Origin of the sequence: Bradyrhizobium sp. DOA1 (assembly GCF_001593325.1) — a bacterium.
Classification (GTDB): domain Bacteria; phylum Pseudomonadota; class Alphaproteobacteria; order Rhizobiales; family Xanthobacteraceae; genus Bradyrhizobium.
Genome location: NZ_JXJM01000001.1, coordinates 6,741,106 through 6,752,979, shown reverse-complemented (window position 1 = coordinate 6,752,979; position 11,874 = coordinate 6,741,106). Strand labels below are relative to the sequence as shown.

Annotated in this window: 11 protein-coding genes; 1 reads left to right on the top strand and 10 read right to left on the bottom strand. The window is 65.0% G+C overall.

The features are described from left to right. Positions 1-386: 386 nt before the first annotated feature. The 10 genes from SE91_RS37940 to sdhC all read right to left on the bottom strand — a co-directional run bounded on the left by SE91_RS37940 (position 387) and on the right by sdhC (position 10,498). The gene (locus SE91_RS37940) at positions 387-629 is read right to left on the bottom strand and encodes a hypothetical protein (protein WP_008539110.1); all 243 of its coding nucleotides are present in this window, start codon (positions 627-629) and stop codon (positions 387-389) included. After that, positions 629-1,114, bottom strand: a complete 486-nt coding sequence (locus SE91_RS31265) for a pyridoxamine 5'-phosphate oxidase family protein (protein ID WP_061850390.1) — start codon at positions 1,112-1,114, stop codon at positions 629-631. Before SE91_RS31265 ends, SE91_RS37940 begins: the two co-directional genes overlap by 1 nt. Positions 1,115-1,177: 63 nt before the next feature. Continuing rightward, positions 1,178-1,564, bottom strand: a complete 387-nt coding sequence (locus SE91_RS31260; RefSeq protein ID WP_060734468.1) for a VOC family protein — start codon at positions 1,562-1,564, stop codon at positions 1,178-1,180. Between the two features lie 24 nt (positions 1,565-1,588). Beyond that, on the bottom strand, positions 1,589-2,413 hold the full coding sequence (locus SE91_RS31255; RefSeq protein ID WP_061851423.1) for an FkbM family methyltransferase: 825 nt from the start codon (positions 2,411-2,413) through the stop codon (positions 1,589-1,591). Between the two features lie 216 nt (positions 2,414-2,629). Further along, a complete protein-coding gene (locus SE91_RS31250) occupies positions 2,630-4,585 on the bottom strand; it encodes an ABC transporter ATP-binding protein/permease (RefSeq protein WP_061850389.1) in 1,956 nt (651 codons plus the stop codon). Positions 4,586-4,638: 53 nt separating this feature from the next. Beyond that, the gene (locus SE91_RS31245; RefSeq protein WP_061850388.1) at positions 4,639-6,777 is read right to left on the bottom strand and encodes a hybrid sensor histidine kinase/response regulator family protein; all 2,139 of its coding nucleotides are present in this window, start codon (positions 6,775-6,777) and stop codon (positions 4,639-4,641) included. A gap of 186 nt (positions 6,778-6,963) precedes the next feature. Beyond that, positions 6,964-7,746: a succinate dehydrogenase iron-sulfur subunit gene (locus SE91_RS31240; protein ID WP_060734471.1), complete on the bottom strand. Its 783-nt coding sequence runs from the start codon at positions 7,744-7,746 to the stop codon at positions 6,964-6,966. A gap of 101 nt (positions 7,747-7,847) precedes the next feature. Beyond that, positions 7,848-9,683: a succinate dehydrogenase flavoprotein subunit gene (gene sdhA, locus SE91_RS31235; RefSeq protein WP_061850387.1), complete on the bottom strand. Its 1,836-nt coding sequence runs from the start codon at positions 9,681-9,683 to the stop codon at positions 7,848-7,850. Between the two features lie 3 nt (positions 9,684-9,686). Beyond that, complete coding sequence (sdhD, locus tag SE91_RS31230; protein WP_008539104.1) at positions 9,687-10,103, bottom strand: succinate dehydrogenase, hydrophobic membrane anchor protein; 417 nt, start codon at positions 10,101-10,103, stop codon at positions 9,687-9,689. After that, positions 10,100-10,498: a succinate dehydrogenase, cytochrome b556 subunit gene (sdhC, locus tag SE91_RS31225; protein ID WP_008539103.1), complete on the bottom strand. Its 399-nt coding sequence runs from the start codon at positions 10,496-10,498 to the stop codon at positions 10,100-10,102. Before sdhC ends, sdhD begins: the two co-directional genes overlap by 4 nt. 504 nt (positions 10,499-11,002) lie before the next feature. Between sdhC and SE91_RS31220 the strand changes: the two genes are divergently transcribed. Next, positions 11,003-11,863: a sulfite exporter TauE/SafE family protein gene (locus tag SE91_RS31220; protein ID WP_061850386.1), complete on the top strand. Its 861-nt coding sequence runs from the start codon at positions 11,003-11,005 to the stop codon at positions 11,861-11,863. The last annotated feature ends 11 nt before the right edge of the window (positions 11,864-11,874 follow it).

Below are 11,874 nucleotides of genomic sequence, written 5' to 3'. Positions count from 1 at the left end.
GGTGCGGCCGGGCGTGCCGGTGCCGCGGGCGGAGCTGCCGCAGGCGGTCCCTTCGGAGGCTGCTTCGCTTTTTGGTCAGCCTCAGGCTGGGCCTGGGCGACAACGAGCGGCGGCGCACTTTGCGCATGCGATGCGGAGCTTGCGAATTGCATCGCGGTGAGAGCCGTCGTTGCAAGCAGCACGAGACGAAGGTTGGTCATGGTGGTGAACTTCCCCGGAAGGTTCTTTGACGAAGTGTCGAGATGAACAGCTACGCGTTAGGCCGCATTGTGGCGGGCGAAGAAGTCGCGGCCCGATTTATTTCTGCACGCAAATAACCTCACTATGGTGACGTTCATTGCGCATTCAGACGCAGGTTGCAATCGCCTCACATGTGATCGCTCGCCTCAGACCTGATCCCGCGGCGAACGCGCGTCCGTCGCGGGATTCGGTGTAAGCGGTCCGTTGGGTCCGCGCGATGGAATCTCTTCAGGCACGCGCCCCGGCAACTCGTCGGGACGCGGTGATTCGCCTGGCTCGCGCACCGGCGGCGCGATTTCGGGCTGCGGATTGCCGGGCGGAATTCCCGGCGGCGGCTCGGTCGGAGTGCCCGGCGTTGACGGCGGTATCTCGGGCGGCTCTATCGGCATCACATCGAAACCTTGCGGTTATCGCCGAGGTCGGGACGCGTGTTAGTCACCGCCGCGGCAGCCATCTTCACGTACGAGATCACTGTGCCGGGTGAATCCCAGAACTCGGCATCGTCAGGCGTCACCTTGAGCACGCGGATGTTTGGATCCTCCGCAGAGTCCCACCACGCCTTGGCCGGCGTCGAGAACAATTCCTTGATCTTCGCACGGTCGTTGGAGACGACGGCAGCGCCGGTCAATGAGACGTATTTCTGGCTGCTCGCATCCGCAAACGACAGGTTGATGGAGGGATTCCTCGCGATCTCTTCATCCTTGTGATGCCGCGCGTCGGTAAGGAAAAAGATCGTGTTCGCGTCGCGGTCAAGATGAGCGCTCATCGGCCGCGCGCGCAGCTTGTCGCCGTCGCGCGTCACCAGCATTGCGAAGCCGATCTTCTTCATCAGCTCCCAGGCACGGTCGACGTCGCGGGAATTGTCGTTGGCCATATCGTGCTCCTATTGCAAGCGACGATAACGGCCTGCAGAGAGCGAGGTTCCCCGAAACCCCGCCTATTCCGGTGCGTGGCAGACGGCCTCGATGTTGTGGCCATCAGGATCGAGCACGAACGCGCCGTAATAGTTCGCATGGTAATGCGGGCGAATGCCGGGCGGGCCGTTGTCGCGCCCACCCGCCGCCATCGCCGCCTTGTAGAAGGCGTCCACCGTGGCGCGGTCTTCGGCGCGAATGGCGATGTGCACTGGCTTGTTCATCGCGCCTTCCGCGCCGAACCAGAAGTCCGGCTTGCCGTCGGCGCCAAAGCCAGCGGCCGCGGCGTGCCCGGTCTGCTCCGCCGTCACTTCCATGATCAGGCCGTAGCCGAGCGGCGCCAGCGCCTTGGTGTAGAACGCCTTGGCGCGCTCATAGTCAGAGACCGAGAAGCCCAGATGGTCGATCATCGCTACCTCCGTTGTTCGCTTCCGTCAGCGCGACAGGAACGTATTGCTCCGCGTCTTGCGCAAGATGGCAAAGCCGCGCGCGACCATGTCGGCAATACAGTCCTGCTGCCATTCGTTTTGTGACAGGTGCTCGATGACGACCGCGCGCGGCCACAGCGACGGCGGCGCGTCGCGGAAGAAGCCGATCAGCACGCGGTCCTCGAAACCTTCGACATCGATCTTGAGCGAATCGACCTGCGGGACGCCTGCTTCGTCGAGAATGCGCGTCAGGCGCAGCGACGGCACCTTGATCGCGTCGGCGCTGGCGGAGCCGGTGACGACGTGGGTGGCGCCGAGATTGCCGCCGCCGCTCTCGATCATCAGCTCGCCGTCGTTGTCACCGGCAGCAGCCTGCACTAGGCGCACCTGCGCCGCATGCGAGGCGGCGTGATTGAACGCCAGCCGCCCATATGTGAGGGGATGCGGCTCGATCGCGACGACCTTGCCGTTGGCGCCGACCTGCCGCGCCATCACCAGCGCGAAGGTGCCGACATTGGCGCCGACATCGACGAATGTGCCGCCCACTGGCGTGTGCTGGCGCAGGAAATCGAGCTCGTCGAGATTGTAGTCTGGATTGAACAGCGCGCCGCGCTCGGTCGCGCTGCCCTGGTGATAGAGACGAAACGAGGCCCCTTGGTACTGCACGTCGACCGGGCCGCCACGCAGCAAATTGACCAGCCGCGACATCCACGGCCGGAACGCGCCGCGCTTCAACCCCGATCGCGTCGCGAGGCTGATGATCGCGGCCTGCGCGGCGTTCGGCGCAAACGCGCCGAACGGCGCGGACGAAGGGGCGTTGTCGGGCGTCAAGCAGGCGATCCTCATTGCAGGCGGCGCATGCATAGCCGGTTTTGATGAGAGCTACAATTTCGGCGTCGTCCCGGGGCGCGCAGCGAACCCGGGACCCATAATCACTGGGCGGAGTTTGACACGAGATGCCCACTCCGAGTCTTCGCACAAGTTCTCCCTTGGGGGTATGGGTCCCGGATCTGCGCGCGCTTGTGGCGCGCTTGTACAGAGAGAGCGCTACGCCGCCTTCTTCGGGGCCTTGCGCTGGCGCAGGAATCGCCCGAGCAGCTTGCGCCTGCCCTTGCGTGGGATCAGGTCGACGTCGCTGACGAGCTTGGCGCCGCCCTTGCGACGCTCCAGCACGATCTTGCGGCTGTGGAAGGCCTCCAGCTCGGCGCGGTGAGCGACGCTGACGATGGTCGCATTGGGCAAGGCGTCGGTGACCATCTTCATCATGCTGTCCTGGCTCTTCTCGTCGAGCGCGGAGGTGGCCTCATCGAGCACGATGATGTCGGGTTTGTGCAGCAGCAGCCGGGCGAAGGCGAGGCGCTGCTTCTCGCCGCCGGATAGCGTCTGGTCCCACGGCGCTTCCTCCTCGATCTTCTCCTTGAGATGATCGAGGCCGACCTTGTGCAGGGCCTCGCTGATCTCCTCAATCGTCCAATCCTCGGCCGCGCCCGGATACGCCACTGCACGGCGCAGGGATCCCGAGGGCACGTAAGGCCGTTGCGGCAGCATGAACAGCCGACGGTCGGGATGGAAATTGACGCTGCCGCCGCCCCAGGGCCAGAGGCCGGCGATGGCGCGCACCAGCGTGCTCTTGCCGGTGCCGGATTCGCCGGCGACCAGGAGCCGCTCGCCGGGTTCGATCACCACTTCGGTCTCGCCAACCACGGCTGTGCCATCGTCGAGCGTGACCGAGAGGTCCTTCAATTCCAGCATGGCGTCGTTGCTGGTCTCGCCGCGCTTGATGCGGCCAAGGCCATCGCCCTGCTCGGCGCGTTCGAGGCCGTCGAGCGACATCATCAGCGAGGCGATGCGGCGCGCGCAGGCATTCCAGTCGGCGAGCCGCGGATAATTGTCCACCAGCCAGCCGAATGCACTCTGCACGATGGTGAAGGCAGAGGCCGCCTGCATCACCTGTCCGAGCGTCATGCTGCCGTCGAGGAATTTTGGCGCGCAGAGCAGGAGAGGCACCACGGGCGCCACGAGGCTGGAGCCCTGCGAGACCAGCGTGGTGCGCATGTGTTGGCCCGCGAGTCGTGCCCATTGCTTGAGCACGCCAGTGAAATTGCGGTCGATGCCGCCGCGCTCTTCTTCTTCGCCGCCGAGCAGCGCGATGCTCTCGCCGTTTTCGCGCACGCGCGTCAGCGTGTAGCGGAAATCGGCCTCGGCCTGGTTCTTGGCCTCGGACACCTGGACGAAGCGGCGGCCGATCACGACGATCGAGCCAGAGGCGATCGCAGCGTAAACGATCGCGGCAATCACCAGGAAGCCAGGAATGGTGATGCTCGCGCCGCCGAGCGTGACGGTGAGCGCGCCGCCGATGGTCCAGAGCACGACGATGAAGGTCACGGCAGACAGCAGCGCAGAGGTCACGCCGGCGAGGAAATCGACCGGCGAGTCCGTCGCAATGCGCAAATCCTCGGCGATCCGGTATTCCGGATTCTTGTGGTCGCCGCCGACGAGATTGAGCTGGTAGTAGCGCCCGTTGGTAAGCCAGCGCGTCAGCACGCTGCTCGTGAGCCAGGCGCGCCAGCGCCGCTGGATGCTCATGCGCGCGAACACCTGCGCGACGGCGAGCACGATGCTGCCGATCGCGAGCGGGAAGAACAGCGCCGTGAGATGGAAGACGCTGGCCGCATCGCGCTTCTCGATGGCGTCGAAGATCTCGCGATTCCAGACATTGATGCCGTACTGGAAGCCGACGGTCAGGACAATCAGTACGCCGAGGCCGATCGAGAACGGCCAGGCCAGGCGGTCGCCATGGCGTCCCCAGAAGCCGCGCGCGCTGATCCAGAAGCGTGTCAGCAGATAATCCTTACGAACCTGCTCGGCTTCCTCAGGAGACAGTTCGGGATCGGGCTCGACCAGCTCGGGAGGCGGCGGCGCTACGTCATCACCGTTCTCGCCCTTGATCGCGACGATGGGCGGCTTCTTGTCCTGTTCGCGCTTTGCGGCCCGCTTGTGCATGAGCGGACAACGCAAAGGAAATCAACCGGTTCCCCCCGGTTCCGAGCGCCGAATCACTCGGCGGCGCCGTCGCGCACGCGCCGCAGCCGCGCGGCCCGGTGCAGAACCCGCGACAATTCCTCGATCGAATAGGGTTTTTGCACGAGATCGAAGCCGGCTGCGCCCTCCAGCGACAGGGCTTGGCTGTAGCCCGTGGTCAGCACGACTGGCACGCCGATGCCGCGCTCGCGGACCGCCTTTGCCAGATCGAGTCCGGTCATGCCCGGCATCACCACGTCCGAGAACACGACGTCGAAACGATCCGCATCCACCACGAGCTCGGCGAGCGCATCGGTCGCATTGTCGACCAGCGTGATGCTGTAGCCGAGCTCGGTGAGGCCGTCGGCGGCAAAGTTGGCGAGCTCGAGATTGTCCTCGACCACCAGCACCGACATGCCGCTGCCGGCCACCGCCGGTGCGGTGTTCGGCGCGTGCCGCTGCGGCAAGAGGTCCCGCGGCACGCGCGGCAAATAGAGCGAGAAGCTGCTGCCCTGCCCCACCTCGCTCGTCACCGTCACCTCGCCGCCCGATTGCCGGGCAAAGCCGAACACCTGGGACAGGCCGAGACCGGTGCCGTGACCGACCTGCTTGGTGGTGAAGAACGGCTCGAAGATGCGCCCGAGACGCGCTGCCGGAATGCCGATCCCGGTGTCGCTGACGGTGATGCGGACGAAGCCATGGTTGTCCGCGATCGAGGCCGCCGTGCCCGAAATGGCGGTCGTAGCCTCGACCGCGAAGGTGATCCTGCCCTTGCCCTGCATGGCATCGCGCGCATTGGTCGCCATGTTGATCAGTGCCGTCTCGAACTGGCCGGCATCGGCATTGACGAGACAGGGCTCCCCCGGCAGTCGCATCGCGATCTCGATGGCGGGGCCGAGCAGCGTCGCAAGCATGTCGTGGAGCGACTGCATTCGCTGGCCGACGTCGAACACCTCCGGCTTCAGGGTCTGGCGCCGCGCAAAGGCGAGGAGCTGGGAGGTCAGCTTGGCCGCGCGCGCGACCGAATCCGCGATGGCGGTGATGTAGCGCTGCCGCCGCTCCTCCGTCAGTTGCGGCCGATTGAGCAGGTCGACAGAGGCGCGGATCACGGTGAGCAGATTGTTGAAGTCGTGCGCGACCCCGCCGGTGAGTTGCCCGAGCGCCTCCAGGCGCTGGCTGTGCTTGAGCGCATCCTCGGCTTCGCGCCGTGCGGCGGCCTCGGCCTGGAGATGCTGGGTGCGGCGGAAGGCGAAGGCGAGCAGCAGGAACAACAGCGCGGTGGCGGGAATGCCGAACACCAGATGCTGGCCGATGGTGGCGAACCAGCGTGCCCGGATCGCAGAAGTCTCGAGCCCGGCGCTGACATAGATCGGATATTCGGCGACGCGCCGGTAGCCGATGCGGCGCTCGATTCCGTCCGACGGCCAGGTCACGGTGATCAGGCCATGCTCGGGGCTCGACGCGATCTTCTGGCCGACCGGACCGCTTGGATCGAGCCGGAAGTCGCGGTCGAGCCGCGGGAAATGCGCGAGCACGGCGCCGTCAGCGCGCCCCATCGCGAAGAAGCTGCCGGGATCGGAGCCGATCCTGGCATAGAAGCTCTCGAAATATTCCGGCAGGACCGAGGCCTGGATCACGCCAATGAAATTGCCGTCGTCGGACTCGCGGCGGCGGCTCATCCCGAAGAAGCGGGCGCCCTGATAGGGCGGACGCGGCGTCAGGGCCGTGCCGATGTAGGTGCCGATGCTCTGGTCGACATGAGCGTAGAAATAGTCGCGGTCCGCAAAGTCGAGCTCCGGCGGCGGCGAGGCGAGGCTGTTGACCAGCGCCTTCCCATCCGCATCGAAGATCCAGGCCGATTTGAGCTGCGGCAGCGAATCGGCCAGCCGCTTCAGGCGGCGGTGCAAAGCCGGTTCGCGCGCGCGGATGGTGTCGTCGGAAAGGCCGCGCGCGACCTCGCCCAGCTCAGCAAGGCTGCGGTCGATGGTCTCGAACACTTTGAGCGCATGCTCATGCGCGACGTCGAGCGTGCGCTCGATCTCGCGGTCGGCGGTATCCTTGGTCGAGGTGTAGGAGATCGCCGAGGCGATAGCGAACAGCGCAATCGGAAGCGCCAGGGATGCCGCCATCATCCACTGCAACAATTTTAGCGAATTGCGTTGCGCGCCCTGCACGGCTCCGGTCCCTGACCGGAGCTTAGCTGACTTTCCCGCTCGGAAGGAAGCCGCTTGTGACGTGAACCGGAGGTTGTATTATTCCGAGACACGCGTGGTGCGTCGGGGAGGCGAACCCGCTGCGACGGGCCGCGGCCGCAGAATGCCCCGGCCGTTCAGGCCGGGGATCGCAGCATAAAGCGCTCTCTAGATCTGCCGCTCGACCATCTTGAGCTTGAGCTCGGCGATGGCTTCGGCGGGGTTGAGGCCCTTCGGACAGGCCTTGGCGCAGTTCATGATGGTGTGGCAGCGATAGAGGCGGAACGGATCCTCGAGATTGTCGAGCCGTTCGCCGGTCGCTTCATCCCGCGAATCGGACACCCAGCGGTTGGCCTGGAGCAGGGCGGCGGGGCCGAGATAACGCTCGCTGTTCCACCAATAGCTCGGGCAGGAGGTCGAGCAGCAGGCGCACAGGATGCACTCGTACAGGCCGTCGAGCTTCTCGCGGTCCTCGTGGCTCTGGCGCCATTCCTTCTGCGGCGTCGGCGAGGTCGTCTTCAGCCACGGCTCGACGGAAGCGTACTGCGCGTAGAAATTGGTGAGGTCGGGAACGAGATCCTTCACCACCGGCTGGTGCGGCAGCGGGTTGATCTTGACCGCGCCGTCCTTCACGTCGTGCATCGAGCGGGTGCAGGCCAGCGTGTTCTGGCCGTCGATGTTCATCGCGCAGGAGCCGCAGACGCCTTCGCGGCAGGAGCGGCGGAAGGTCAGCGACGGGTCGATGTGGTTCTTGATCCAGATCAGGCCGTCCAGCACCATCGGACCGCAATCATTGGTGTCGACGTAATAAGTGTCGACGCTCGGATTCTTGCCGTCGTCAGGATTCCAGCGATAGACCTTGAACTCACGGAGCTCGGTCGCGCCCGCGGGCTTCGGCCAGGTCTTGCCGCCTGATATCTTCGAGTTCTTCGGAAGTGCGAATTCAACCATAAGTCCTGCCTCTGGTTTCTTTCGTCATCCGCGGGCTTGACCCGCGCATCCATCTTTAAGGGATGGATTGCCGGGTCGAGCCCGGCAATGACAAGCAGCAATCAATACACGCGCGCCTTCGGCGGGATGTACTGCACGTCGTTGGTCATGGTGTAGTTGTGAACCGGGCGATACTCGATCTTGACCTTGCCGGCATCGTCCAGCCAGACCAGCGTGTGCTTCATCCAGTTCTTGTCGTCGCGTTCTGAGAAGTCCTCGCGGGCATGGGCGCCGCGGCTCTCGGTGCGGTTGGCGGCCGAGTTCATCGTCACCACCGCCTGCGAGATCAGATTGTCGAATTCGAGCGTCTCGACGAGATCCGAATTCCACACCAGAGAGCGGTCGGACACCGCGATGTCGGTGATGCCGCTGTGGACCTTCGCGATCAGGTTCTGGCCTTCGCTGAGCACTTCGCCGGTGCGGAACACCGCGCAATTGGTCTGCATCACATTCTGCATGCCTTCGCGCAGCTTCGCCGTCGGCGTGCCGCCGGAGGCGTAGCGGTAATGGTCGAGGCGGCCGAGCGCGAGGTCGGCCGAGTTCGCCGGCAGCTCGGGCTGCTTGGCATTGGGTGTGAGCTTCTCGGCGAGGCGGAGCGCCGCGGCGCGGCCGAACACCACGAGGTCGATCAGCGAGTTGGAGCCGAGGCGGTTGGCGCCGTGCACGGAGACGCAGGCGGCTTCGCCGATCGCCATCAGGCCTGGGATGATGGCGTTGTCGTCGCCATCCTTCTTGGTCAGCACCTCGCCGTGATAGTTCGTGGGGATGCCGCCCATGTTGTAGTGCACGGTCGGCACGATCGGGATCGGCTCGCGCGTCACGTCGACATTGGCGAAGATCTTTGCCGATTCCGAGATGCCGGGCAGGCGCTCGGCGAGCACCGCGGGATCGAGATGGTCGAGATGCAGGAAGATGTGGTCCTTCTTCTTGCCGACGCCGCGGCCTTCGCGGATCTCGATGGTCATCGCGCGCGAGACGACGTCGCGCGAGGCGAGATCCTTCGCCGACGGCGCGTAACGCTCCATGAAGCGCTCGCCTTCGGAGTTGACGAGATAGCCGCCCTCGCCGCGCGCGCCCTCGGTGACGAGGCAGCCGGAGCCGTAGATGCCGGTCGGGTGGAATTGCACGAACTCCATGTCCTGCATCGGCAGGCCGGCGCGCAGCACCATGCCGCCGCCGTCGCCGGTACAGGTGTGCGCCGAGGTGCAGGAGGCATAGGCGCGACCGTAGCCGCCGGTCGCCAGAATCGTGGTCTGGGCGCGGAAACGGTGCAGCGTGCCGTCGTCGAGCTTGAGCGCGATGACGCCGCGGCAGGTGCCCTGATCGTCCATGATCAGGTCGATGGCGAAGAACTCGATGAAGAACTCGGCCGCGTGGCGCAGCGACTGGCCATACATCGTGTGCAGCATGGCATGACCGGTGCGGTCGGCGGCGGCGCAGGTGCGTTGCGCCTGGGCCTTGCCGAACTCGGTGGTCATGCCGCCGAACGGACGCTGGTAGATCTTGCCGTCCTCGGTGCGCGAGAACGGCACGCCCCAATGCTCGAGCTCGTAGACCGCGTCGGGCGCGTTGCGCACCATGTATTCGATTGCGTCCTGATCGCCCAGCCAGTCCGACCCCTTCACGGTGTCGTACATGTGCCAGCGCCAGTCGTCCTTGTGCATGTTGCCGAGTGAGGCGGAGATGCCGCCCTGCGCCGCGACCGTGTGCGAGCGGGTCGGAAACACCTTGGTGATGCAGGCGGTGCGCAGGCCCGCTTCGCTGCAGCCGACCACGGCGCGCAGGCCGGCGCCGCCGGCACCCACTACGACGACGTCGTAGGTGTGGTCTTCGATCGGATAGGCCTTGCCGTTGGTGGCGGGAGCGCTGTTGCCCGAGCCATTCGTTGTGTTGGCCATGGGTTACACTCCGGATGACAGTTTCAGGATCGCATAGGTCGCGGCGAGCGCCACGGCGAACGAGAAGAAGTTGTTGAGCATGATCGCGGTGAGCTTCAGCTTCTCGTTATGGATGTAGTCCTCGATCACCACCTGCATGCCGATCTTCATGTGCCAGGCGCAGGCGAGGATAAAGAGGAGCAGGATCACCGCGACGGGAATCGAGCTCAGGGTCTGCGCAGCGTAAACCTGGTTGCGGCCGAGCAGCATGATGATGATCACCACCGCCGGGATCATCAGCAGCGTCATGGCGACGCCGGTGATGCGCTGGCGCCAGAAATCGGACGTGCCGGAATGCGCGGCGCCGAGGTTGCGGACGCGGCCGAGCGGCGTGCGCATCGAGGGAGGCTTCGGAGAGCCGTGGGATTCGTCGAAACTCATCGGCCGCCTCCGTTCGCGTAGGCGATGATCCAGATCAGCACGGTCAGCGCGATGCCGCCAATCAGGGCGCCCCAAGTCAGCGCTTCGCGCTCATTGGCCTTGAAGCCGTAGCCGAGATCCCAGACGAAATGCCGGATGCCGCTGAGCATATGGTGCATCAAGGCCCAGGTGTAGCCGAACACGATCAGCCGGCCGATGATGCTGCTGGAGAAGGCCTGGACGTGCGCGTAAGCGGCCGGCCCGGAGGCCGCGGCGACCAGCCACCAGACCAGCAGCAGGGTTCCGACATAGAGGGCAATACCGGTGGCGCGATGGACGATGGACAGCGCCATCGTCAGCGTCCAGCGGTACACTTGCATGTGTGGCGAGAGTGGTCGTTCGATCCGTGCGGTCATGGGCTTTGATGTTGTATGGCGGCCCGTAAGAGGGCGCGCGGGGATCGGAAAGGTCGGCTCTATTTACGGAGTCGATTTCCCCCGCGCAATCACCAAATGGCCATAAATCGAACCGTCGTTCAGCTCTAGAGCCTTGATGAACCAAGGCCAATCAGCGGCTTGGTATACCAGAGCGTCGATCCACCAAGAAAGAACAGCATACAAGTTCATTATTTGAGAACTGAGCACGATGCGTTGAAATTGCTATTGGAACGCATCTAAACGGACCATGCCGTCCAAACGGTCGAGCGGCACCCAGTCGAGGCGCCGATGGGACCCGCGCACGCAACCTGCGCCTCAATCCGATCCAACCTGCCGCAAATTGGATATGCGCACTCTGCATCCCACCCCAGCCGGGAGGCCCGACCTGTCGACCGCGGGAATCAGATCGCCTAATGCTCCATGCGCAGCGTTCCCAAGCGACGGCTCGGAGAGGTTGCGGCCAGTCGCCAGGGCAGGTCAGGGGTGATCGCAGGTCTTGATATCAAGGAAATCGTCGAGCTGGCGCTGTTGCTGATCGCGACAGGCGCGCTCTCCGGATTCCTCGCCGGCGTGTTCGGCATCGGCGGCGGTGCGATCCTCGTGCCTGTCTTCTATGAGTGCTTCCGCATTGCCGGCGTGCCGTTGGAGGTTCGCATGCCGCTGTGCGTCGGCACCTCGCTCGCGGTGATCATTCCGACCTCGATCCGCTCATTCCAGGCGCACTACAAGCGCGGCGCCGTCGACATGACGATCCTGCGGGCTTGGTGGCTGCCGATCGTGATCGGCGTCGTCGCCGGCAGCGTGATCGCTCGCTACGCGCCCGAGCGGCTGTTCAAGATCGTGTTCGTCGCCGTCGCCTATTCGGCGGCCGCCCGCCTGATCCTCGCGCGCGAAGGCTGGAGGTTCGGCGAGGACCTGCCGAAGGGTCCCTTGATGCGCGCCTACGGCTTCTGCGTCGGCATCCTCTCGACCCTGATGGGCATCGGCGGTGGATTGTTCTCGAACCTGCTGATGACGTTCTACGGCCGGCCGATCCACCAGGCGGTCGCGACCTCGTCGGCGCTCGCGGTGCTGATCTCGATCCCCGGCGCGCTCGGCTACATCTATGCGGGGTGGCCGGCGGCGGCGAATTATCCCGCCGTTGCGGCGCTGCAAGTCCCGTTCGCGCTCGGCTACGTGTCGCTGATCGGTGCCGTGCTGGTGATGCCGATGAGCCTCGTCACGGCACCGCTCGGCGTGAAGGCCGCGCATGCGATGTCGAAGCGGACGCTGGAAGTGGCGTTCGGGGTCTATCTGTTCATCGTCGGCAGCCGGTTCGTGCTGAGTTTGGTGGGCGCGCTATAGCCGCCACAAAC